This window comes from Microbacterium sp. GXF7504 (assembly GCF_054798235.1).
The window spans coordinates 151,751-173,762 of the sequence record NZ_JBSJZI010000005.1 but is presented as its reverse complement, the minus strand read 5'-3'; the positions used below and the strand labels follow the sequence as shown (position 1 = coordinate 173,762).

20 protein-coding genes are annotated in these 22,012 nt (G+C 72.5%); 12 read left to right on the top strand and 8 right to left on the bottom strand.

What is annotated here, in order from left to right; translation table 11 throughout:
* Positions 1-10: 10 nt before the first annotated feature.
* Together ACWAUO_RS13270 and ACWAUO_RS13265 are read right to left on the bottom strand one after the other, a co-directional pair.
* Positions 11-1,117 (bottom strand): hypothetical protein, encoded by a 1,107-nt coding sequence (locus ACWAUO_RS13270; protein WP_460776071.1) that lies wholly within the window; start codon positions 1,115-1,117, stop codon positions 11-13.
* 4 nt (positions 1,118-1,121) lie between these two features.
* Positions 1,122-2,762 carry a sensor histidine kinase gene (locus ACWAUO_RS13265; protein ID WP_460776069.1) on the bottom strand — a complete coding sequence of 547 codons (1,641 nt, stop codon included), beginning with the start codon at positions 2,760-2,762 and terminating at the stop codon, positions 1,122-1,124.
* 142 nt (positions 2,763-2,904) lie between these two features.
* On the opposite strand from ACWAUO_RS13265, the gene ACWAUO_RS13260 reads away from it, so the two are divergent.
* Positions 2,905-3,609 (top strand): fructose 1,6-bisphosphatase, encoded by a 705-nt coding sequence (locus ACWAUO_RS13260; RefSeq protein WP_460776068.1) that lies wholly within the window; start codon positions 2,905-2,907, stop codon positions 3,607-3,609.
* 7 nt (positions 3,610-3,616) lie between these two features.
* Here the strand turns inward: ACWAUO_RS13260 and ACWAUO_RS13255 are convergent, their stop codons facing one another.
* Positions 3,617-4,693 carry a hypothetical protein gene (locus ACWAUO_RS13255; protein WP_460776066.1) on the bottom strand — a complete coding sequence of 359 codons (1,077 nt, stop codon included), beginning with the start codon at positions 4,691-4,693 and terminating at the stop codon, positions 3,617-3,619.
* A 168-nt stretch (positions 4,694-4,861) separates the two neighbouring features.
* Here ACWAUO_RS13255 and ACWAUO_RS13250 point away from each other — a divergent pair, with 168 nt between their 5' ends.
* The 7 genes from ACWAUO_RS13250 (at position 4,862) to ACWAUO_RS13220 (ending at position 11,378) form a co-directional block, all read left to right on the top strand.
* Positions 4,862-6,337 carry a glycosyltransferase family 2 protein gene (locus ACWAUO_RS13250; RefSeq protein WP_460776065.1) on the top strand — a complete coding sequence of 492 codons (1,476 nt, stop codon included), beginning with the start codon at positions 4,862-4,864 and terminating at the stop codon, positions 6,335-6,337.
* 32 nt (positions 6,338-6,369) lie between these two features.
* Positions 6,370-7,095 carry a DUF72 domain-containing protein gene (locus tag ACWAUO_RS13245; RefSeq protein ID WP_460776063.1) on the top strand — a complete coding sequence of 242 codons (726 nt, stop codon included), beginning with the start codon at positions 6,370-6,372 and terminating at the stop codon, positions 7,093-7,095.
* Positions 7,096-7,144: 49 nt separating this feature from the next.
* Positions 7,145-7,945 (top strand): SDR family NAD(P)-dependent oxidoreductase, encoded by an 801-nt coding sequence (locus tag ACWAUO_RS13240; RefSeq protein ID WP_460776061.1) that lies wholly within the window; start codon positions 7,145-7,147, stop codon positions 7,943-7,945.
* A 68-nt stretch (positions 7,946-8,013) separates the two neighbouring features.
* Positions 8,014-8,517 (top strand): CarD family transcriptional regulator, encoded by a 504-nt coding sequence (locus ACWAUO_RS13235; protein WP_460776060.1) that lies wholly within the window; start codon positions 8,014-8,016, stop codon positions 8,515-8,517.
* Positions 8,518-8,622: 105 nt separating this feature from the next.
* Positions 8,623-9,879 carry a D-arabinono-1,4-lactone oxidase gene (locus ACWAUO_RS13230; protein WP_460776058.1) on the top strand — a complete coding sequence of 419 codons (1,257 nt, stop codon included), beginning with the start codon at positions 8,623-8,625 and terminating at the stop codon, positions 9,877-9,879.
* Between the two features lie 34 nt (positions 9,880-9,913).
* Positions 9,914-11,002 carry an NADH:flavin oxidoreductase/NADH oxidase gene (locus ACWAUO_RS13225; protein WP_460776056.1) on the top strand — a complete coding sequence of 363 codons (1,089 nt, stop codon included), beginning with the start codon at positions 9,914-9,916 and terminating at the stop codon, positions 11,000-11,002.
* Between the two features lie 100 nt (positions 11,003-11,102).
* On the top strand, positions 11,103-11,378 hold the full coding sequence (locus ACWAUO_RS13220) for a hypothetical protein (RefSeq protein ID WP_460776055.1): 276 nt from the start codon (positions 11,103-11,105) through the stop codon (positions 11,376-11,378).
* Between the two features lie 13 nt (positions 11,379-11,391).
* Here the strand turns inward: ACWAUO_RS13220 and ACWAUO_RS13215 are convergent, their stop codons facing one another.
* Genes ACWAUO_RS13215 through ACWAUO_RS13205 form a run of 3 tightly spaced genes read right to left on the bottom strand, consistent with a single transcriptional unit; the run spans position 11,392 to position 13,927 of the window.
* Positions 11,392-13,083, bottom strand: coding sequence for an MDR family MFS transporter (locus tag ACWAUO_RS13215; RefSeq protein ID WP_460776053.1), 1,692 nt, complete (start codon positions 13,081-13,083; stop codon positions 11,392-11,394).
* Positions 13,080-13,724, bottom strand: coding sequence for a TetR/AcrR family transcriptional regulator (locus ACWAUO_RS13210; RefSeq protein WP_460776052.1), 645 nt, complete (start codon positions 13,722-13,724; stop codon positions 13,080-13,082). Before ACWAUO_RS13210 ends, ACWAUO_RS13215 begins: the two co-directional genes overlap by 4 nt.
* 38 nt (positions 13,725-13,762) lie before the next feature.
* Positions 13,763-13,927 carry a hypothetical protein gene (locus tag ACWAUO_RS13205; RefSeq protein ID WP_460776050.1) on the bottom strand — a complete coding sequence of 55 codons (165 nt, stop codon included), beginning with the start codon at positions 13,925-13,927 and terminating at the stop codon, positions 13,763-13,765.
* A 167-nt stretch (positions 13,928-14,094) separates the two neighbouring features.
* On the opposite strand from ACWAUO_RS13205, the gene ACWAUO_RS13200 reads away from it, so the two are divergent.
* From ACWAUO_RS13200 to ACWAUO_RS13185, 4 genes are all read left to right on the top strand, one after another.
* Positions 14,095-14,952: a sulfurtransferase gene (locus tag ACWAUO_RS13200; RefSeq protein ID WP_460776049.1), complete on the top strand. Its 858-nt coding sequence runs from the start codon at positions 14,095-14,097 to the stop codon at positions 14,950-14,952.
* Positions 14,953-15,147: 195 nt separating this feature from the next.
* A complete protein-coding gene (locus ACWAUO_RS13195) occupies positions 15,148-16,167 on the top strand; it encodes a PLP-dependent cysteine synthase family protein (RefSeq protein ID WP_460776048.1) in 1,020 nt (339 codons plus the stop codon).
* Positions 16,164-17,327 carry a cystathionine gamma-synthase gene (locus tag ACWAUO_RS13190; RefSeq protein WP_460776046.1) on the top strand — a complete coding sequence of 388 codons (1,164 nt, stop codon included), beginning with the start codon at positions 16,164-16,166 and terminating at the stop codon, positions 17,325-17,327. Before ACWAUO_RS13195 ends, ACWAUO_RS13190 begins: the two co-directional genes overlap by 4 nt.
* 74 nt (positions 17,328-17,401) lie before the next feature.
* Positions 17,402-19,159, top strand: coding sequence for a hypothetical protein (locus ACWAUO_RS13185; protein ID WP_460776045.1), 1,758 nt, complete (start codon positions 17,402-17,404; stop codon positions 19,157-19,159).
* On the opposite strand, the gene ACWAUO_RS13180 is transcribed toward ACWAUO_RS13185, so the two are convergent.
* Together ACWAUO_RS13180 and ACWAUO_RS13175 are read right to left on the bottom strand one after the other, a co-directional pair.
* The gene (locus tag ACWAUO_RS13180; RefSeq protein ID WP_460776043.1) at positions 19,147-20,502 is read right to left on the bottom strand and encodes an aminotransferase class III-fold pyridoxal phosphate-dependent enzyme; all 1,356 of its coding nucleotides are present in this window, start codon (positions 20,500-20,502) and stop codon (positions 19,147-19,149) included. The two genes, ACWAUO_RS13185 and ACWAUO_RS13180, sit on opposite strands and share 13 nt — an antisense overlap.
* Before the next feature lie 13 nt (positions 20,503-20,515).
* Positions 20,516-22,003, bottom strand: a complete 1,488-nt coding sequence (locus ACWAUO_RS13175; RefSeq protein ID WP_460776042.1) for a CoA-acylating methylmalonate-semialdehyde dehydrogenase — start codon at positions 22,001-22,003, stop codon at positions 20,516-20,518.
* Between the last annotated feature and the right edge of the window lie 9 nt (positions 22,004-22,012).

Below are 22,012 nucleotides of genomic sequence, written 5' to 3'. Positions count from 1 at the left end.
TCCGGCGCGCTCAGCGCGCGTCGGCGCGGACCGTGCGGTCGCCGCCCGCATGCGCCGCCTCCGCCGCCGCGGCGATCGCACGCGCGACGACACCCGCAGCATCCACGTCGTCCGGACGCACGGAGGTCCATCCCACGCTCGCCGAGAGGCGCACGAACCGGGACGGGTCGGTCGAGCCGCCCACCGCTGCCAACACCGCCTCGACGTGCTGCTGCAGCACCGCCTCGGTGCGGTTGACCAGCACGAGCACCCGCCCCTCGTCGTCGACGACGACGTCGGCGTCCGCCGGCACGGCCCCCTCGACGGTGTCCTGGAACCGTGCCGCGAGATCGTGGAATCTGTCCCGTCCGAGCACCTGCGACAGTTCGGCCGCGTCGTCGAGCTGCACCGCCAGCAGCGCCCACCCGGTCTCGCCCCGGGCGCGCGCACGGCGCAGGCGGTCCGCCACCGTGCGGAGGGCGTCGCCCCGCGTCGCCGCGGCGGACGCGGGGCCGGACTGGGCGAGGGTGATGACCGCGAGCAGCGCGCAGACGAGGAACGCGATGACCCCGATCGAGTTCACCGCTCGGACCATCGAGAAGTCGCCCGCCGCGCCAGGCGCGAGGACACCCCCGACCAGTACCGCGAGCCCGAGCGCCGCGAACAGCGTGCACAGCACCACGAGCGGGATCAGCGGACCGGTGTCGCGCTCCGGCAGCCGCCGCAACTCCACGGCGCTGAGCCCGGCGAACACGCTCGCGCCGTAGAAGACGATGCGGAACGCGACCGAGAACGCGTCGTCCGGGACGACCCCGAGCGCGACGATCGCCGCGACCCCGTATGCCGGCGCCGCCCATTCGTGCGCCCGAGCACCACGCCAGGCGCGCAGTCCCGACCACAGCAGGGGGACCGCCGCCAACATCCCGGCCAGTGCGACCCGGCGCACCCGCTCCGCGCCCACGAGCTCCGCCGACAGGACGGTGTAGATCCCCGCCGCGGCGACGATCGTCATCAGCGCCCACAGCAGCGTCGCCCGGCACGGCCGGGCGAGGAACGCCAGCGGCACGACGAGCATCACGGCGAGGGTCGCGGTCGCGGCCTGCGGGACACCGAGGGTGAGGGCGGACAGGTCCGTCATCCGGTCATCCCTCCACCGGCACGGTCACCGTCACGGTCGTCCCGACGCCCTGCTCGGACGTGAGCTCGAGCCGACCGCCGTGCGACTCCACGATCGAGCGCGCGATCCCCATCCCGAGGCCCGTGCCGCCGACCCCGCTCGCACGCGCGGTCGCGGCGCGGAAGTACGGGTCGAACACGCGTTCCAGGTCGGCCGCGGCGATGCCCACGCCCTCGTCGACGACGGCGATGCGCACGACGCCGTCCGCCGCCTCGCCCCGGACGGTCACCCCGCCTCCCGGGGGCGTGTACTTGATCGCGTTGCTGAGGAGGTTGTCCACGACCTGCCGGAGCCGGAAGGCGTCCCCGACGGCGGGGAGGGCACGGGGCGCATCCACGTGGACGGTCACGCCACCGGCATCCGCCACCGGCTGGAAGGAGGCGACGGACGCACCCACGATGCGCCGCAGATCGATCGGCGTGCGCACGAGCCGGGCGCTCGACCCGTCGTGCGGGTGGGCGAGGATCTCCTCGATGAGATGGCGCATGCGGTGGGAGGCCGCCTCGATCACCCGCACCTGCTCGCGCGCGCGCTCGGGGAGCGTGTCGTCCTCCGCCAGCAGCTCGGCGTGCCCGAGCACCGCCGTGAGGGGGTTCCGCAGCTCGTGCGACACGATCGTCGCGATGCGGTCGCGTGCCAGCTGCGATTCGATGAGGGCCGTCACCTCCCGCACCATGAGGAGGGTGCTCGCCTCCTCCCCGGTCGTCGGCGGCAACGGGCGGATCGACACCGCCACCGCCCGCCACGCACCCTCCGCGTCGAACAGCCACACCAGCTCGTCCTCGACGGGTTCCCCGGCGGCGGCGCGTGCGAGCGGACGGCGGTGGGGCGGGAGCGGCTCGCCGCGCAGCGAGGAGTACTCGACGCTGCGGCCGGGCTCACCGGGACGGTCGGGGTCGAGGCCGTACAGCGACAGATAGGTGTCGTTGACGGTGAGGACGCGGCCGTCGGGGGCGACCCGGACGATGCCGAGGTCGACCGAGTCGAGCAGGAACCGGATGCGGTGCCCCTGCGCCCGCACGTCGGTCACCGTCTCCTGCAGCTTTCCGGCCTGGCGGCGCAGCAGTGTCTGGAACGCCCGGGTCTGGCGGGTCGTCAGCGCCGTGCTGATCGTGAGGAACGTGAGCGAGAGCAGCACGATGAGCAGGGACCCGACCGCGGCCTCGTCGTCGCGGTTCGACACCGCGTCCACGAGCATCAGCAGGCAGATGAGCGCGCCGCCGGTCAGCATGGCCGCGAGGCCGAAGTGGGTCGCGATCCACACGACCGGGAACACCCAGAGGAACCCGGTGGAGATCGCGCTGCCGTGCGCCATCAGCCCGATGGCGACGATGTCCAGCATGGGCAGTGCCAGGATCGCGCCACGGGGGAGACGCTGCCACGGCATGGCGAGGGACACGGCCGTCACCACCACGATGGCCGCGACGCCGGTGGCGAACTGCCAGGTGGCGAACTGCTCCGGTGCGAGCGCCTGCACGATGAGCGCGACCACGACGACGACCGCGGCCAGCAGCAACTGCGACGCCCACACCGAGCGGGTGCGGGCCGTGGTGTCGGGCTCGGGCTCCACGACCGGGGAGGCGGCGATGACGTCCCCGGCTGACATGCAGGCGAGTCTACGGATGCTGACGTATAATTTGGCACCGCCGTCCAGGATTTCTCTTCGCCGGGAAGGCACACACCCGAACCCGGTCCGCCGGGAGCCGAGATCCCCGTCGCCGACGCCGGCGACTCCGAGGAGTGGACCCGTGAACTCTCGATCGACCGGTCGCCGCCTCCGGCGCACCGCCGCCCTGGCCGTGCTGGCGCTCGCCGGCGGCACCGCGCTGACGGGCTGCGCCCAGCTCGTCGACACGTTCAACAACCTGCAGGGGGAGCCGGTCGGGGTGGTCGCCACCCCCGTCGCGTCCCCGTCGGCGTCGATGCTCTTCAACTCGCAGTTCACCTATGACGGGTCGGTGACCCTCACCAGCGACATCGCCGACGGGCTCACCGTCAACCTGGACGTCTGGGCCGAGGACCCCAAGCGCACGATGGAGTGGACACCGACGCGCCCCAAGACCTTCGGGTTCGCGATCAACGTCTACGACAGCAGGGTCGACGACAAGGCCGTCCTCGCCGAGAAGCGGCGCGTGTACATCTCCTCCGTGCAGATCAACGGGCAGACCGCGCAGAGCTCCGGTCAGACGCAGACGGCCTATCAGTTCGCGGCCGACCCGCGCACCCTCGTGCCCTCGGACACGCTCCGCTCCGATCGCGGCCTGCTGCTGAACCACTTCCAGGGGGGACTCCTCGTCGAAGGGCAGACGATCCAGCAGCTCCCCGCGGACACCTACGGTCTCACGCTCGAGTTCGCGTTCACGGTGTCGGTCGAGGGGACGGCGAACACCGACAGCTCGTTCCAGCAGCAGGTGATCTACCAGTACCTCCCCGTCGCGATCTACCCGGACTGAGCCGCGTTCAGACCGGGCGCACCCACGCCCCGCGACCACGCCGCAGCATCCGCAGATACGCCTCGAACGCCGCCTCGTCCCCGGGCTCGGCCCGTGACACCGCGATCTCCGGCAGGTCCTCGTATGCCACCAGCGGGGTGGACTCCTCGAACCGACGGCGCAGCAGCATCCCCTGCCGTGCGTTGTCCTCGGTCGGCAGCAGCGGCACGAGCACGACCCCGCCGGGCAGCGCCGCGACCGGCACCGTCTCCGGCGCCACCTCACGGACCGCACGGCACAGCGCGTCCTCCACGGACGCCGCCCGGACCGGCCCGTGCGCGATGCGGATGAGGGGCAGGTCGGGGAGGGACAGGGTCACCAGCGTGACCGGCTCGCCGGCGGCGAACCGCTCACGCACCCACGCGCGCAGCGCGGACACGTCGCGGATGCGGGCGTGGCCCGCCCCGCCGGCGCGTCCGAGGTCCGCCGCCATCCGTCCGATGCCGAGGCTGAGCAGCGCCACGGCCGCGACGCTCACGAGGGTGCTGACCGGGCTCAGTGCGCCGCCCGGGCGTACCGCGTCGTCGCCGATGCAGCTCACCGCGACCACCCGCAGGGCGCTGTAGAGGCCGTACCCGACGGCCACGGCCTGCACCGCCCGTGCGCCGACGAGCCGGGAGACCGGCTGCGTCCACGCCTCGACCGCGGCGAGCACGCACACCACGGTCAGCGCGATCGACTTCGCGACCCCGCTTCCCGCCCCGCCCAGCAGCGGCGCGGTCGCCGCGACCGATCCGGACAGCAGCAGGGCGCCGGCCATGGCCGCGCGGGAGCGGCCGTTGAGCCGGCGCAGCGCCACCCACAGCACGGCGGGGGCGAACACCATGGCGCCGTTCGCGAGCGCGAGTGCGAGCACCGTCCCGCCGCGCTCCTCCGCGAGCGTCATCAGCGCGCACAGCATCCCGGCGACCCCGCCGACGGCCGCGTACCGCAGCAGCACACCCCGCGGACCCCGGTCGCGCAGCCCGTCCGTGCGCAGCGCCAGCACCGCCCCCGTCGCCAGCAGGCACACGGTGAGCAGGGCACTCAACTCGGTCGCGCTCATCGATCCCCCGGGTTCCGCGAATCTTGCGGAAATCTTGCGCTCGGGTTCGCGACCAGCGGCGCGAACCTTGCGGGGAGTGTAGCAACGTGGTCATCGACGCCGACGACCGAATCGGCGCAGCGCCCGCAGCACACCGACGCGGGCCCACCGAGCAGGATGCGAGACCCCATGTCCGACCCGCGGATGTCCTACCAGCCCGCCCAGGCCCTCGAGCCGTTGCCGCTGACGCAGGATCCCTTCGCCGACGCCCCCGGCTTCGACGAGGACTTCATGGCGGTGCTGGAGAACACCACCGTCCACCGGTCGACCATCGGCTGCGTCATCCCCGCGTACAACGAGGCCGAATCGATCGCCGACGTGATCGAGGCGCTGCTCAAGCAGACCCGCGTGCCCGACGTGATCCACGTCGTGATCAACAACACCACCGACGACACCGCCAAGATCGCCGCGCAGTATGCCGGCCCGCACGAGATCACGACCGACCTCGGCGAGCAGTTCACCGAGGTGTTCGTGCACGACATCGGCAAGAACCCGGACAAGAAGGTCGGCGCGCTCAACTACGGCTACTCGCTCGTCGAGGGATGCGACTTCCTGCTCGGCGTCGACGGCGACACGGTCGCCGATCCTCGCGCGGTCGAGTACCTGGAGACCGAGGCGGTCAGCGACACCCGCATCGGCGGCATCTCCGCCATCTACACGATCGACGACCGCCCCATCAACGGCCTCGTCGCGAAGTTCCTCATCGCCGGGCAGCGCACCCAGTTCGCCGCGTTCAACCTGCAGAACCTGCTGCGCGGCCGCAACATGGCGGTGCTGGGCGGACAGTTCTCGATCTTCTCCACCAACGCCCTTCGTGATGCGATGAAGGCCAACCACCAGTCCACGCCCTGGGTGAAGGACAGCGAGGTCGAGGACTCGCTGCTGTCGCTGCAGATCAAGAGCGCCGGCTACCTGACGAAGATCAGCCCGTACGCGCGCGCCGCGGTCGGCGGCATGACGACCCTCAAGGGCTACGACGCGCAGCAGGTGAAGTGGACCTACGGCGCGATCGAGCTCATGTGGCCGGGACAGCGCGGCGACACGAAGGGGCAGCCCTTCCACCCCAACCTGCGCCTGCGCTGGTTCGAGAACTTCGGGATGCTCACGAACCTCTTCGTGCGCGTGGCGTTCCTGATCCTGCTCGCCGGGTCGCTGTCGATCAACGCGTTCGTGTTCTCGCCGTGGTGGCTCATCCCGCCGGCGGTGGCCGTGCTGCTGAACCTCCGCATCGCCCGGACCATGAAGTACTGCACGAACCGCGACATTCTCTTCGCGGCGCTCGTGTTCCCCGCCGAGATCTTCATGTGGATCCGGATCGGGCACTTCCTGCGCTCGTGGTCGCGCTTCCTGTCCCGCAAGAAGGTCGACAACTGGGCCATGCAGGCCAAGGCGGAGCGCGGCGGCGGCACACTCGGCCACTGGGTGCCGCTGGTCATGCTCGTCATCGTGCTCATCGCGATGGCCGTCATCTGGAACCTGCTGGGGCCGGTCGCGCAGTCGTCGATCCTGTGGGTCGGCTGGCCGATCGTCGGTGTCGTCACGGTGCTGCAGACCGTGCTGATGCTCTCGAAGCTGTTCCGCCGCTACCAGGGCTACCAGGTCTGACGCGGCCGCGCCCCGGCGGGTAGGCTGCCGCGATGGTGCGCATCGGGACCTCCGGCTGGACCTACCCGCACTGGCGGCAGGTGCTCTACCGGGGCGTGCCGGCGGCGCGGTGGCTCGAGCGCTACACCGACTCCTTCGACATCGTCGAGCTGAACGGCAGTTTCTACCGATGGCCCTCCGAGGCGCGGTTCGCGGCATGGGCCGCCCGCGTCCCGGAGGGCTTCACGTTCGCGGTGAAGGCGCCGCGCGGACTCAGCCACGGCAAGCGGCTCGCCGACCCGGACGTGTGGCTCGACCGCATCCGTTCCGCCACGGCAGCGCTGGGCGCGCACCTCGGTCCGCTCCTGGTGCAGCTGCCGCCCGACATGGCGCGGGACGACGACCGGCTCGAGGCGTTCCTCGGCGCGGTGCCGACAGGGCTCCGCCCGGTCATGGAGCTCAGGCATCCGTCGTGGGTCGACGACCGGGTCTTCGGGATCCTGGAGCGCCACGGCGCGTCGTACTGCGTGATGAGCGGTGCGGGGCTCGCGTGCGAGCTCCGGGCGACGGCACCGCTCGTCTACGCCCGCCTGCACGGTCCCGACCCGCACACGCTCTACGCCGGCTCGTACGGCGAGGACGACCTCCGCTGGTGGCGTGACCGCATCCGCGAATGGGAGGCCGACGGACACGAGGTCATGGTCTTCTTCGACAACGACGGTGAGGGGCACGCCGTGCGCGACGCGCTCTGCCTCAGGGAGCTCGTCGACGGTTCCTGACTCTGCTTGGATGACACCGTGGCCCCGCCGGGGCCGATGGGGGAAGCGGATGGACATCGCAGGCAAGGTCTTCGTCGTCACGGGCGCGGGCAACGGCATCGGGCGCGAACTCGCCCTCCAGCTGCTGGCGCGGGGCGCATCGGTCGCCGGGGTGGACCTCAGCGAGGCCGGCCTCGCGCGGACGGCCGATCTCGCGGGCGGCGTCCCGGCGTTCTCCGCCCACCCGCTCGACATCACCGACCGGGCCGCCGTCGAACGGCTCCCCGAGGCGGTGCTCGCCGCGCACGGCGCGATCGACGGGCTCGTGAACGTGGCCGGGATCATCCAGAAGTTCGTGAAGGTCGTCGATCTGCCGTACGAGGAGATCGAGAAGGTCATGAACGTGAACTTCTGGGGTGTCGTGAACCTCTGCAAGACGTTCCTGCCGCACCTGACCGTGCGCCCCGCCGCGGCACTGGTGAACGTGTCGAGCATGGGCGCGTACGCACCGGTGCCCGGGCAGGCCGTCTACGGCGCGTCGAAGGCGGCCGTGACCCTCCTGACCGAGGCGCTCTACGCCGAACTCCTCGACACCCCGGTCGCGGTCACCGTCGTCTACCCCGGCGCGATCGGTACCGACATCGCGGCGAACTCCGGCGTCGCCGTCGCGGGCGGCGAGACGGCGGACACGACCGCGATGAAGACGACGAGCCCGGTCGAGGCCGCCAGGATCATCGTCCGTGCGATCGAGAAGGGCGCCTTCCGTGCCACGATCGGCTCGGACGCGGCGGCGATGGACAAGCTGGCGCGGCTGAACCCCAAGCTCGCCACGGAGCTCATCGCGAAGAAGATGGGCGACCTCCTGGACTGACACCGTGCCCGGGCTGACGGGGGAGGGCCGCGGTAAAATCGGTGGATCCCCCGAGAACGAGGTTCCAGATGCGCTTCTCCGCCGGACAGACCATCGTCCATCCCGTCCACGGTCCCATGACGATCCGGGAGCTGAAGACCCGCACCGTCCGCGGCACCGGGATCGACTACCTGGAGCTCGAGACCGTCGGCGGGGGGCTGCGCATCAGCGTCCCCGTCGAGAAGGCGGACGAGATCGGGCTGCGCGCCCTGCTCACCGCCGCCGAGATCGATGCCCTGCTCGCGCTGATCCGGCTGCCCGCCGGTCCGGTCGAGAAGCAGTGGTCGCGGCGGATCAAGGCGTACCACGAGCGGCTGAACCTCGGCACCCCGGATGCGAAGGCCGGTGTCTTCCGCGACATCGTCCGCTCCTCCGGCGCCGAGCCGCACGCCGGCGCCGAACGCGACATCCTCCGTGAGGTGCGCGCGTCCCTCGGGGCCGAACTCGCCCTCTCGCTCGGCATCGACGAGGACGCCGCCCGTGCCATGCTCGACGAGGCCGCGCAGGCGGAGGACGCCGTCGTCGCGGGTTGAGGCCGGCGGCCCACGCGGCGCCGTCTGGTGGTTACCATCGAACCGTGCAGCGCATCCCCGCCCGGACGGGCGAACCCCGCTCCCTCCCTTCCGCCGGTCGCCGCCGTGAAGCGGCCTGAACCCGTCGTCGGCCGCAACTGGGCCGGCAACCTCGCCTACTCGGCCACCCGTCTCGTCGAGCCGGCATCGCTCGCCGAGCTCGCGTCCGTCGTCCGCCGTGAGCCGAGCCTGCGCGTGCTCGGTTCGCGTCACTGCTTCAACGACATCGCCGACACCGAGGGCGTCCTCGTCTCGCTGCGCGCGCTCGCCGGCGACGTGCTCCTGGACGGACGCGCGCGCGTGCGCGTCCCCGCCGGGTCGCGGTACGGCGACGTCGCGCCGCAGCTCCACGCCGCGGGCGTCGCGTTCGGCAATCTCGCGTCGCTGCCGCACATCTCCATCGGCGGGGCGGTCCAGACCGGCACGCACGGTTCCGGGGACCGCTCCCGCTCGCTCGCCGGTGCGGTCGCGGCCGTCGAGCTGCTCACGGCGGACGGCGAACTCCGCCGCTACGCCCGCGGCGACGCGGACTTCCCGGGCGTCGTCGTGGGCCTCGGTGCGCTCGGCGTGGTCACCCATCTCGACGTCGACGTCGAACCCGCCTACGACATCGCCCAGACCGTCTACGACGGCGGCGACTGGGACCGCATCCTCGCCGACCTCGACGCCGTGACCGCCGCCGCCCGGAGCGTGAGCGTCTTCACCACCTGGCAGGACCCCGACCGCGTCGACCAGATCTGGACGAAGGCCCGTGCCGGCGACCGGGGCCTCGACGCCGCCGCGATCGGCGCCCGCGAGGCCGACGGCCCGCGGCATCCGATCCCCGGTGCCGACCCGGCGCCCGCGACCGCGCAGGGCGGGGTACCCGGCCCCTGGTACGAACGGCTCCCGCACTTCCGTCTCGCCTTCACCCCCTCCGCCGGGGACGAACTGCAGACGGAGTACCTCATCGCGCGGGAGGACGCCGTCGCGGCGATCGAGGCGTTGCGCGGGATCGCCGACCGCATCCGTCCGCTGCTGCAGATCTGCGAGGTGCGCACGGTCGCCGCCGACGACCTGTGGCTGAGCGGCGCGCAGGGACGGGACACCGTGGGGCTGCACTTCACCTGGCGACCCGACCAGTCCGCTGTGCTGGCGCTGCTCCCGCAGATCGAGGCGGTGCTCCCCGCATCGGCGCGACCGCACTGGGGCAAGCTCTTCACCCTCGATGCCGAGACCCTGCGCGGGCGCTACCCCCACTGGGACGACTTCGTACGGCTCCGCGCCCGTCTCGACCCCGACGGACGGTTCGCGAACGCCTTCACGCGCCGTCTCGGTCTCTGATCCCACGTCACCCCCGGCCTTCAGGAGGTCCGTCATGTCCGTCCCCCGTGCGCGGATGCTGTTCACCCCGCTCACCATCCGCGACGTCGAGGTGCGCAACCGGCTCTGGGTGCCGCCGATGTGCCAGTACGCCGCGACCGACCAGGACGGCATGCCCACCCCCTGGCACCTCGTGCACCTGGGCGCCCTCGCGCGCGGCGGCGCCGGCGCCGTGATCCTGGAGGCCACCGCCGTGGTGCCGGAGGGGCGCATCAGCCCGCAGGACCTCGGACTCTGGAACGACGCGCAGCGCGACGCCCTGCGCCCCCTCGTGGAATTCATCCGGGCGCAGGGCGCCGTGGCCGGCATCCAGCTCGCCCACGCCGGTCGCAAGGCGTCCACCCACCGGCCGTACGACGCCGCGGGCACCGGGTCCATCCCGCCCGAGGAGGGCGGGTGGCGCACCGTCGCGCCGAGCGCCGTCCCGTTCGAGGGCCTCGCGGCGCCCGACGCCCTCGACGAGGACGGGATCCGAGGCGTGGTCGACGCGTTCGCGCGGGCCGCGCGCCGCGCCGCCGACGCCGGATTCTCGCTCATCGAGGTGCACGCCGCGCACGGGTACCTGCTCCACGAGTTCCTCTCGCCCCTCAGCAACCACCGGGACGACGCGTACGGCGGAACGCTGGCGAACCGCGCGCGCCTGCTGCTCGAGGTCATCGACGCGGTGCGGCGCGAGATCGGCGACGGGCTCGCCCTGCTCGTCCGCTTCTCGGCGACCGACTGGGTCGAGGGCGGATGGTCCCTCGAGGACACCTGCACGGTGGCCGGCTGGGCCCGCGATCACGGCGCCGACCTGTTCGACGTCTCGAGCGGCGGGAACGCCCCCGCGGCCATCCCGACCGGTCCCGGCTACCAGGTCTCGTTCGCCGCCGCCGTGCGCGAGGCGACCGGCACGCCGGTGGCGGCCGTCGGGCTCATCGACAACGCGTTCCAGGCCGAGCACGTGCTCGTCACCGGTCAGGCGGACGTCGTCATGACGGGGCGGGGGATGCTGCGCGACCCCCACTTCGCGATCCACGCCGCCCGCGACCTCGGGGTGGACGACGCGCTCGTGCCGGGGGCGTACGAGCGCGCCTACCGCTGATCGGCTAGCACGTCCCGCGCGCCGGCGGAAGGGCGGATGCGGCGACGGTCCGCAGGGCCATCATCGGAGCATCCACTCCACCCCGGCGAAGGGCGCATCCATGTTCCACGCGGTCCACTCCACCACCCCGGACGTCGAGGCGCTCCCGCCGACCCAGCCCATCGAGCTGCCGGTGCAGGCCGGCCACGGCCTCCGGCTGGAGCGGACCGGGTTCGACAGCTACACGGTGTGCGACGGTGACGAGCCGGTCGGCTTCGTCGACGTCGTCGGCCGCATCCACGTCGTGTACCTCGGCCGTCGCGCGGACCGCGCCGTGGAGGTCGCGCAGACGCTCGACCTCGGCACGGCGCTGGATCGGCTCGCCGCCGCCCGCTGACGCGGGCCCCGGCTCACGCGCGCGGGTCGGACTCCGGGGCGGGATCCGCGTCCGCGTCGCGGTCGAGGACCGCGGTGGCGGTCGCGGGCGCCTGCCCGGGCGCGGTCGCACGCTGTGCCGCCTCGAGCCGTTCCGCCTCCTCCCCGCCGATCGCCTCACCGCGGGCGACGAGCCCGGAGACGTCGGACAGCGGGATCTGCTTGAGGAACAGCGCCAGCACGAGCGCGATGACGATGAACGGGATGAGGTACCAGAACACCGGTGCGAGGGCGTCCGCGTACGCGTCGACGACGCCGGTGCGCAGAGCGTCCGGCAGTTCGGCGAGCTTGGCCGGGTCGATCGTCGCCGTGGCCTGGGCCGCATCCTCCGGGCTCGCCCCCGCCGCGGCGAAGACCGCGCGGAGGTTCTCGCTGAGCCGGCTCGTGAACAGCGTGCCGAAGACGGCGGTGCCGAGGGCGGCGCCCACCTCGCGGAAGTAGTTGTTCGAGCTCGTGGCGGTGCCGAGGTCGGCTGCGGGGACCGCGTTCTGCACGACGAGCACGACGACCTGCATGATGAGGCCGAGACCCGCGCCGAAGATGAACAGGTAGACGCAGATCAGCCAGACGGGAGTGGCCGCCTCGAGCGTCGTCATGCACACCATCGCGATGCCCGTGACGATCGTGCCGAGGATCGGGTAGATCTTGTACTTCTGGGTCTTGGTGATCGCGATGCCGGAGGCGATCGAGGTGCCCATGAGGCCCGCCATCATCGGCAGCATGAGCAGGCCGGACGCGGCGGCGGAGGTGCCGGAGGACATCTGCAGGAACGTCGGGACGAACCCGATCGCGGCGAACATGCCGATGCCGAGCACGAGGCCGATCGCCGTCGCGTTGATGAAGATCGGGTTGCGGAACAGCGCGAGCGGCATGATCGGGTCCTCCGCGCGCGCCTCGGTGAGGATGAACAGCACGATCGCGACGACCGTCCCCACGCCCCACGCCCAGGTCGCGAGCGAACTCCAGCCGAAGTCGGCGTCGCCGCCGAGATCGGTGAAGAGGATGAGGCAGGTCGTCGCGGCGGACAGGAACACGACACCGAGCCAGTCGATGCGCTTCGTCGCCCGCTTGTTCGGCAGCTGGAGGGCGACCAGCGCGATGACGAACGCGGCGATGCCCACCGGGATGTTGATGTAGAACGCCCACTGCCAGGTGAGGTGGTCGACGAAGAAGCCGCCGAGGAGGGGGCCGGCGACGGCCGAAAGGCCGAAGATGCCGCCGAGCGGGCCCAGGTACTTGCCGCGCTCGTTCGCGGGCACGATGTCGGCGATGATCGCCTGCGAGAGGATCATGAGCCCGCCGCCGCCGAGACCCTGCGCGGCGCGGAAGACGACGAACATCCAGAAGTCGGAGGCGAACGCGCAGGCGATCGAGGCGAGGGTGAAGATCGCGATCGCGACGAGGAACAGCCGGCGTCGGCCCAGGACGTCGCCGAACTTGCCGTAGATCGGCATGACGATGGTCGTGGCGAGGATGTAGGCCGTCGTGATCCACACCTGGTGCTCGACGCCGCCGAGCTGCCCGACGATCGTGGGCATCGCCGTCGAGACGATGGTCTGGTCCAGGCTGGCCAGCAGCATCCCGGCGATGAGCGCCGAGAAGATGATCCAGATGCGGCGTTTCGTCAGCAGGAGGGGCGCGTCCGCGCCCGCGGTGGGAGTGGTCACCGGGGTCCTTCCGTGGTCGGTGCGACCTGGGTCGCGAAGAGGTCGCGCGCGGCGGCGATCCGGCGCAGGAAGACGTGTTCGAAGGCCTCGGCCCGGTCCGAGCCGAGGAACTCGTCGGTGGCGGACCGGACGAGTGCGCCGATCACCGTGGCGGCGATCTGCGCGCGCGGGTCGCCCGACGGCAGTCCCTCACGCTGCTCGATGAGGCGCGCGTCGGCGCGTGCCGCGGCATCCGCGTGCTCCAGCATCCTCGCGAGCAGGCGCGGTTCGCGTTCCACCGCGGCGAAGAGTTCGCGGGCGGTCTCGGGGGCGATGTCCATCGTGCGCCACCGTGCGACGGCGAGGTCGGCGAGGTCGTCGAAGAGCGTGGGGGAGATCCGGCCGTGCGCGCCGCCGCGGGCGATGAAGGCCGACGTGAGCGCCTCCTCGTCGGTGTGGAGCGGGATGCCGAGGACCGCGTCCTCCTTGGACGCGAAGTGGTTGAAGAACGTGCGCCGGGAGAGGCCGGCGGACTCGCACAGCTCCTCGACGGTGAACCCGTGGATGCCGTGCTCGGCGGTGGCGGTGCGGGCGAGACGGACGAGCGTGCGCACCGTCTCGGTCCGACGGCGCTCGCGCGCGCCACCTGCACTTTCGCTCATGTAGTGCATTGTTGCACGGAAGGCGCGCAAGTGCAGAATCAGGCGGGGGTGCCGTGCGCCTCGGTCCAGACGGCGACCGCGGCGACCATGTCGCCGACGATGAGGTGCGAGGGCCCCTCCGCCTGCGCCCCGATGAGGCGGTAGCCGACGGGGAGGTCGTCGACCAGTTGTCCCGCACGGGGACCGCCTGAGAGCACGAACATGCGAGGAGATTACGCGCCGGGGTCGGGGGGGCCGAGGGGTTGCGTTCTCCAAGCGCTTCCCGCAAGGGATGTCGCCCGGTGTCGGCGCGTGACGCGGCGTGACGGCGGATGACGGCATGTGTCGGACCCCGTGGTGCGCCCCGGGCCGTCCGGGTGAGGCTCGCAGGGTGGTCCCCCTCATCACCCCGGCGGAGCTCGCCGACGCGCTGCACCGCCCTCGGCCGGTGCGGCTGCTCGACGTGCGCTGGCGGCTGGACCTCCCCGAGGGACGCCCCGCCTACCTCGCCGGGCACCTCCCCGGCGCCGTCTACGTCGACCTCGAGCGGGAGCTGAGCGAGCCGGGGCATCCTGAGGCGGGACGCCATCCGCTGCCCACCCTCGACCGCCTGCAGCGCGCGGCGCGGCGCTGGGGCGTCCGGGTCGGCGACCTCGTCGTGGGCTACGACGACAACGACGGGGTCGCGGCGGCCCGGCTCTGGTGGCTGCTGCGACGTCGAGGCGTGGACGTGCGCGTCCTCGACGGGGGGATCCGCGGCTGGATCGGGCTCGGCGGGCTCCTCGACGGCGGCGACGTGCTGCCGCCGCCGGGCGACGTGGTGCTGACCGACGCCGACCCCGGTGTCGCGGACATCGACGCCGCCGCGGCCGCCGCGGTCGAGGGCCGGCTCGTCGACGCGCGCTCGCCGCAGCACTACCGCGGCAGCGTGCCGGGCGTGGACCCGGTGGCGGGGCACATCCCCGGTGCCCACAACGTGCCGACGCTCGCACACATCGACGCGGACGGGCGGCTGCGCGACCCGCTCCACATCCGCCGCGTGCTCGGACAGGCCGGCATCCGCTCCACCGAGGGACTCGTCGTCTCCTGCGGGTCGGGGATCGCCGCCGCGCACACCGCGCTCGCCCTCGCCCATGCCGGCATCGAGGCGCGGGTCTTCCCCGGCTCCTGGAGTCAGTGGTCGCGGACCCCGGGACGGCCGGTCGCGGTCGGCCCGACCCCGTGGGGCGACGTCGTCGCCGCCCGGTGAGCGAGCCGGACGTCCGTGTGTTTCACGGCCGGGTGGCGACGCCCGGAGGGGTCGTATAGGGTCGATCGCGTGCTGACCTGTCGTTGTTGTCGCTGAGTGATCCCCCGCGCATCGCCGCGCGCCCGACCACCTCCGACCACACGACCCTGCGCCCACCGTCCCGGTGACGGCGCCCCCACGGACAGGACATCCGCAATGCGTTACGCACACAGCGTCGCCGAACTCGTCGGCAACACCCCGCTCGTCCGCCTCAGCCGCGTCACCGAGGGCATCGAAGCCACCGTGCTGGCGAAGGTGGAGTACTTCAACCCGGGCGGTTCCGCGAAGGACCGCATCGCCCGCAACATCATCGACGCCGCCGAGCGCGACGGCCTCCTCCAGCCCGGCGGGACGATCGTGGAGCCCACGAGCGGCAACACCGGCGTCGGCCTCGCGCTGGTCGCCCAGGAGCGCGGGTACCGGATGGTGTTCGTCGTGCCCGACAAGTTCGACGGCGAGAAGGTCGCGGTCCTGCGCGCCTACGGCGCCGAGGTCGTCATCGTCCCGACGAACGTGCCGCCGGAGGACCCGCGCTCCTACTACAGCGTCTCGGACCGGCTCGCGCGGGAGATCCCCGGCGCCTTCAAGCCCAATCAGTTCGCGAACCAGAACGGACCGCGCGGCCACTTCGAGACCACCGGCCCCGAGATCTGGCGCGACACCGACGGTCTCGTGACGCACTTCGTCGCCGGCATCGGCACGGGCGGCACCATCACCGGCACCGGTCGGTTCCTCAAGCAGGTCTCCGAGGGCGCGGTGACCGTCATCGGCGCCGACCCGGAGGGCTCGATCTACTCCGGCGGACCCGTCCACGGGTACGACGTCGAGGGCGTCGGCGAGGACTTCCTCCCGGACACCTTCGACCCGGCCGTCGTCGACCGGTACGAGCGGATCGACGACGCCGAGTCGTTCGCGATGGCCCGTCGCCTCGCCCGCGAGGAGGCGCTGCTCGTCGGCGGCTCCAGCGGCATGGCGGTCGCCGCGGCGCTGCGCGTCGCCCGTGAGCTGCCGAAGGAGGCGCTCGTGGTGGTCGTGCTCCCCGACCACGGTCGCGGCTACCTCAGCAAGCTCTACGACGACGACTGGATGCGGGCCCGCGGGTACGAACTCCCCGACCCCGCCGCACCCCTCGTCCCCGCCACCTTCACCACGGACCCCGCAGGAGCCGCACGATGACCACCCCCGACAGCCCCGCCCGCGGGTTCGACAGCCTCGCCGTCCACGCCGGGCAGGCGTTCGACCCCACCACCGGTGCGGTCATCCCGCCGGTCCACTTCTCGACCACGTACGCGCAGGACGGCATCGGCGGCCTCCGCGGCGGCTACGAGTACGGCCGCAGCGCCAACCCCACCCGCACCGCGCTCGAACAGCAGCTCGCCGCGATCGAGGGCGGCGCGCACGCCCTGTCGTTCGCCTCGGGGCTCGCCGCCGAGGACGCGCTCCTGCGCGCCGTGCTGAAGCCCGGCGACGAGGTCCTGCTCGGCAGCGACGTCTACGGCGGTACGTACCGCCTCATCGCCCGCATCCTCGGCCCCTGGGGGGTCGGGCTCCGGGTCGTCGACATGAGCGACCTGGATGCGGTGCGCGCGGCGCTCGAGGAGCGGCCCGCCCGCATCCTGTGGGTGGAGACGCCCTCCAACCCGCAGCTGAAGATCAGCGACATCGCCGGACTCGCCCGGCTCGGTCACGACGCCGGCGCGCTCGTCGTGGTGGACAACACGTTCGCCTCGCCCGCGCTGCAGCAGCCGCTCGCGCTCGGTGCCGACGTCGTGGTCCACTCCACCACGAAGTACCTCGGCGGGCACTCCGACGTCGTCGGCGGTGCGCTCGTGCTGAACGACGACGCCCTCGCCGAGCAGGCGAGGTTCCTGCAGTTCGCCGCCGGTGCCGTCTCCGGCCCGCTCGACGCCTGGCTCACCACCCGGGGCATCAAGACGCTGGCGGTGCGGATGCAGCGGCACAGCGAGAACGGCGAGGCCGTCGCGCGGTTCCTCGCCGCCGACGCCCGCGTCGCCCGCGTCTACTACCCCGGCCTGCCGCAGCACCCCGGACACGAGCTCGCCGCCCGGCAGATGCGCGGATTCGGCGGCATCGTCTCGCTCGAGCTCGCGGACGGCGCCGCCGCCCGACGGTTCTCCGAGTCGACGAAGCTGTTCACGCTCGCCGAGTCGCTCGGTGGCGTGGAATCGCTGCTGAACTACCCCGACGCCATGACCCACGCCTCGGTGCGGGGCACGGAGCTCGCCGTCCCGGTCGAACTCGTGCGTCTCTCGGTGGGCATCGAGTCGGTCGACGACCTCATCGCGGACCTGGACGCTGCCCTGTCCGCCCTGTGACCCTCGGCCGGGAGCGATCCCGCCGGTAGAGTGTCTGCTGCGGCCCTGCCCGAGGGCCCGGGGGAGATGCAGCGATGCACGAGGTGCGCGCGGTGCCGCCCGTCGTCGCGGCCTGGGGGCCGGTCCTGGACCGATGGCGGGACGCCGTCAGCGGCGGACGGTTCTTCACATGGTGGTCGGCGCTGGTCGCCCTGCCGGTCTCCGCCACGATCCTCGCGCTGTACGGCCGGCCGGACGACCTGCACGAGGTCGCGACCGCGATGGTGCTCTCCGCGATCGGCTGGGTGCCGTGCTTCCTGCTCGTGCTGCCGGCGGCCATCGCCGAGCGACGGCTGCGCTCGCCGATCGCGCGCGGCGTCACGGTGGTCGGCACGACCCTCGTGGTGTCCGTGCTCCGGCCGCTGCTCAACGACCTGCTGGTGCGTTCGTGGACGGACTGGCCGGTCACCGGCGACCTGCCGCTGCGGATGCTCATGAACGCCGTGGTGTGGCTGGTGCTGCTGTCGATGGTCGCCGTCGCGGTCGAGGCGAGCGACACCGCGAACCGGGTGAACCGGCGGATGCGCGCCGCACTCGCGGCGCTCGCCGGCGGTGACATCAGCACGGGCCTGCAGGCGCGGCGGGCCCGGGCCCGCGTCGTCGCGGTCGTCGAGGAACTGCGGGCACGTGCCGCCGAGCTGCGCACGGGCGTCGTCGACTTCGAACGGGTGCGCACCTTCTCCGACGCCGTGCGGCAGGCCAGCCACGATCTCGACGAATTCGCCGACAACGGACTCCCCACCGACGGTGTCCGCACGCGTCCCTCGTTCCTGGCACGGCTGGAACCGCCGCCGGTGGGCCTGGTCGCCGCGGCCTTCACGTTCGCCAGCCTCCCCTACGGGTTGCGCACACTCCCGCCGTGGACCGTCGCGCTCGGCGCGCTCGTCGTCTTCGGGGTCACGGCGGCTGGCGAGCTGCTCGCCTGGTTCATCGCCGCGAAGCGCACCCCGCGTGTGCGAGGGATCCTCGTGATCTGCTGCTCCCTCGTCACCGGCACGGCGGTCCCGCTCGCGCTGCTGGCCGTGGCGGGGGAAGGCGAGCTCATCTGGATGATCCCGGTGCCGGCGATCCCGGCCCTCACCATCCTCGCCGCCTTCGCGGAAGGCGCCTTCCGGCGGGCGGAGACGGAGCAGCGGGTGCTCACCGAGGCGCTCTGGGCCATCCGTGCCACGGGATCCGGACGCCCGGAACCGACGACGGAGCTCGTGCACCGGGCCGCCGACACCCTCCACGGCGAGGTGCAGAGCCGCTGCGTCGTGTTCGCGGCCGGGATCGAGGATGAGCCCGCGACCCCGGCCCAGGTCGAGGAGTTCATCCGCTCGATCGGGCAACGGCTCGACCGCGTGCTCGCGCCCCGGGAGGAGGATGACGAGGATCCGTTCCGCGCGCTCGTGGACGCCTGGTCGCCGGTCCTGCGCATCCGCACCGAGATCGACGCCGCCGCATCCGCCGACCTCGCCGACCGGACCACCTCGCGGCGCGTCGCGGACGTGGTCAGCGAGGCGTTCGTGAACGCGGTGAAGCACGCCGCGGCGCGGGACGCCGAGGTCACGGTGCGCGACGCCGGCGGCGGCGTGCTGGGGGTGCGGGTCGCGACCCCCGGGCGGCTGCGCACGCGACTGCGCGCCGGGATGGGACTCGTCCGGCTCGGGGTGCCGACCCGCCTCGCCCAGGACGGGCATCGCGTCGTGCTCGCCGCCGCCGTCCCGACCACGCGCATGACGACACCGCCCCCGCCGTCGGTGGGCGACGGCGGGGGCGGTGCGGACGACGACTGGCGTCAGCGCGCGTAGGCGTCGGCCGTCTCCAGCGCCCGGTCGATGATCTCCAGGCCCTGGCGCAGCTCGTCCTCGGCGATGACGAGCGGCGGGGCGACGTGCGTGCGGTTGAAATGGATGAACGGCCACAGGCCGGCCCGCTTGCAGGCGCCGGCGAACTCGCCCATCGGGGCGGCGTCCGCGCCGGCCGCGTTGAACGGCACGAGCGGCTCCCGGGTGGCCTTGTCGCGCACCAGCTCCACGGCCCAGAAGAGGCCCGAGCCGCGCACCTCGCCGACCGACGCGTGCCGCTCGGCCCACTCGGCCAGCGTCGGGGCCACCACGCGCTCGCCGAGGTCGCGCACCCGCTCGAGGATGCCGTCGCGCTCGAACACCTCGAACGTCGCGACGCCCGCGGCGCACGCCAGCGGGTGTCCGGAGTAGGTGAGCCCGCCCTGGAACACGCGGTCGTCGAAGAACCGGCCGATCTCGCCCGAGATCACGACGCCGCCGAGCGGCACGTAGCCCGAGTTCACACCCTTCGCGAAGGTGATGAGGTCGGGGACCACGTCGTGCGCCTGGAAGGCGAACCACTCGCCCACACGGCCGAAGCCGACCATGACCTCGTCGGCGATGTACACGATGCCGTAGCGATCGCACAGCTCGCGGACGCCCTTGAGGTAGCCCGGCGGCGGCACCAGCACGCCGTTGGTGCCGACGACCGTCTCGAGCACCAGCGCCGCGATCGTGCCGGCGCCCTCGAGCACGATGACCTGCTCCAGGTGGGCGAGGGCGCGCTCGGTCTCCTCCTCCGGGGTGGTCGCGTGGAACGCGGACCGGTAGAGGTACGGGCCGAAGAAGTGCGCGACCGACCCGTCGCCCGGCTCGTTCTGCCAGCGTCGCGGGTCGCCGGTGAGGCTGATCGCGGTCGTGGTGTTGCCGTGGTAGCTGCGGTACATCGACAGCACCTTGCGGCGACCGGTGAACGCGCGCGCCATGCGCACCGCGTTCTCGTTCGCGTCGGCGCCGCCGTTGGTGAAGAACACCTTCTGGAACGACGGGCCGGCGACCTCCACGATCCGCCGCGCGAGTTCGCCGCGCACGTCGTTCGCCATCGACGGCTGGATGGTGGCGAGGCGCCCGGCCTGCTCCTGGATCGCCGCGACGAGGTCGGGATGCTGGTGCCCGAGGTTCAGGTTCACCAGCTGCGAGGAGAAGTCCAGGTACCGGTTGCCGCGGTAGTCCCAGAAGGTCGAGCCCTCGCCACCCGCGACGGGCAGCGGGTCGATCGCGCCCTGCGCGCTCCAGGAGTGGAACACGTGGCCGCGGTCGTCCGCGCGGACGACGGCTTCGGCATCCGTCTCGGTCTGTACGGTCATCATCGCCTCCGGATCAGTGGTTGCTCGGGAAACCGAGGTCGATCTGCGACTCGCTGGGCTCGGGCCAGCGCGAGGTGACGACCTTGCTGCGGGTGTAGAAGTGGACGGACTCGGGGCCGTAGATGTGCGAGTCGCCGAACAGCGAGTTGCGCCAGCCGCCGAAGGAGTAGGCGCCGATCGGCACCGGGATCGGCACGTTCACGCCGACCATGCCGACCTCGATCTCGAACTCGAAGCGGCGGGCGGTGCCGCCGTCGCGGGTGAAGATCGCCACGCCGTTCGCGAACGGGTTCGCGTTGATGAGCTCGACGGCCTCCTCGTACGTCTGGACGCGCACGACCGAGAGCACCGGACCGAAGATCTCCTCGTCGTACACCTTCATGCCCGGGCGCACGTGGTCGACGAGGCTCGTGCCGATGAAGAACCCGTCGCCGTCGAAGGACTGCTGCGTGCCGTCGACGACGACCGTGGCGCCCTCCGCGGCCGCGCCGGTCACGTAGGACGCGACCTTGTCGCGGTGCTCGCGGGTGATGAGCGGCCCCATCTCGCTGGCCGGGTCGGTGCCGTCGCCGATCTGCAGCGCCCGCATCCGCTCCGACACCTTCGCGACGAGCGCGTCGGCGGTCTCGTCGCCGACCGCGACCAGCACCGAGACGGCCATGCAGCGTTCGCCGGCCGAGCCGTAGGCGGCCGAGACCGCGGCGTCCGCCGCGCCCTCGAGGTCGGCGTCGGGCATGACGACCATGTGGTTCTTCGCGCCGCCGAGCGCCTGGACGCGCTTGCCGTTCGCGCTCGCGCGCTCGTAGATCGCCTTGGCGACCGGGGTGGATCCCACGAAGCTCACGGCGCGGACGGTCGGGCTGTCGAGGATCGCGTCGACCGCGACCTTGTCGCCGTGCACGACGTTCAGGACGCCGGCGGGAAGGCCCGCCTCCTCGAAGAGCTTCGCGATGAACAGCGACGCGGACGGGTCCTTCTCGCTCGGCTTCAGCACGACCGTGTTGCCGCACGCGATCGCCGACGCGGCCATCCACAGCGGGACCATCGCCGGGAAGTTGAACGGGGTGATCGCGCCGACCACGCCCACCGGCTGCTTGACCGAGTGCACGTCGACACCGCGGGAGACCTGCTCGGAGTGCTCGCCCTTGAGCAGGTGCACGAGTCCGGCCGCGAACTCCACGTTCTCGATGCCGCGGCTGATCTCGCCCTTCGCGTCGGAGAAGACCTTGCCGTGCTCGCGCGTGATGATCGCGGCCAGGTCGTCCTGACGCTCGACGAGGAGCTGGCGCAGGCGGAAGAAGACGTCGGCGCGGCGGATGAGGCCGGTCGCGCGCCAGCCGGGAAGGGCCGCGGCGGCGGCCTCGATCGCGGCGTCGACCTCGGCGGTGGAGGCGAGCGCGACCTCGGCGCCGACGGCGCCGGTGGCCGGGTTGTAGACCGGGGCGGTGCGCTCGGCCGCGCCCGCCTCCTGGCCTGCGATGTGGTGACGGATGATGGTCATGCGGGCTCC

Coding starts and splice junctions, on each gene's coding strand:
- ACWAUO_RS13270 (WP_460776071.1), bottom strand. CDS start 1,117: ATGACGGACCTGTCCGCCCTCACCCTCGGTGTCCCGCAGGCCGCGACC.
- ACWAUO_RS13265 (WP_460776069.1), bottom strand. CDS start 2,762: ATGTCAGCCGGGGACGTCATCGCCGCCTCCCCGGTCGTGGAGCCCGAG.
- ACWAUO_RS13255 (WP_460776066.1), bottom strand. CDS start 4,693: ATGAGCGCGACCGAGTTGAGTGCCCTGCTCACCGTGTGCCTGCTGGCG.
- ACWAUO_RS13250 (WP_460776065.1), top strand. CDS start 4,862: ATGTCCGACCCGCGGATGTCCTACCAGCCCGCCCAGGCCCTCGAGCCG.
- ACWAUO_RS13245 (WP_460776063.1), top strand. CDS start 6,370: ATGGTGCGCATCGGGACCTCCGGCTGGACCTACCCGCACTGGCGGCAG.
- ACWAUO_RS13240 (WP_460776061.1), top strand. CDS start 7,145: ATGGACATCGCAGGCAAGGTCTTCGTCGTCACGGGCGCGGGCAACGGC.
- ACWAUO_RS13235 (WP_460776060.1), top strand. CDS start 8,014: ATGCGCTTCTCCGCCGGACAGACCATCGTCCATCCCGTCCACGGTCCC.
- ACWAUO_RS13225 (WP_460776056.1), top strand. CDS start 9,914: ATGTCCGTCCCCCGTGCGCGGATGCTGTTCACCCCGCTCACCATCCGC.
- ACWAUO_RS13220 (WP_460776055.1), top strand. CDS start 11,103: ATGTTCCACGCGGTCCACTCCACCACCCCGGACGTCGAGGCGCTCCCG.
- ACWAUO_RS13210 (WP_460776052.1), bottom strand. CDS start 13,724: ATGAGCGAAAGTGCAGGTGGCGCGCGCGAGCGCCGTCGGACCGAGACG.
- ACWAUO_RS13205 (WP_460776050.1), bottom strand. CDS start 13,927: ATGTTCGTGCTCTCAGGCGGTCCCCGTGCGGGACAACTGGTCGACGAC.
- ACWAUO_RS13195 (WP_460776048.1), top strand. CDS start 15,148: ATGCGTTACGCACACAGCGTCGCCGAACTCGTCGGCAACACCCCGCTC.
- ACWAUO_RS13190 (WP_460776046.1), top strand. CDS start 16,164: ATGACCACCCCCGACAGCCCCGCCCGCGGGTTCGACAGCCTCGCCGTC.
- ACWAUO_RS13185 (WP_460776045.1), top strand. CDS start 17,402: ATGCACGAGGTGCGCGCGGTGCCGCCCGTCGTCGCGGCCTGGGGGCCG.
- ACWAUO_RS13180 (WP_460776043.1), bottom strand. CDS start 20,502: ATGACCGTACAGACCGAGACGGATGCCGAAGCCGTCGTCCGCGCGGAC.
- ACWAUO_RS13175 (WP_460776042.1), bottom strand. CDS start 22,003: ATGACCATCATCCGTCACCACATCGCAGGCCAGGAGGCGGGCGCGGCC.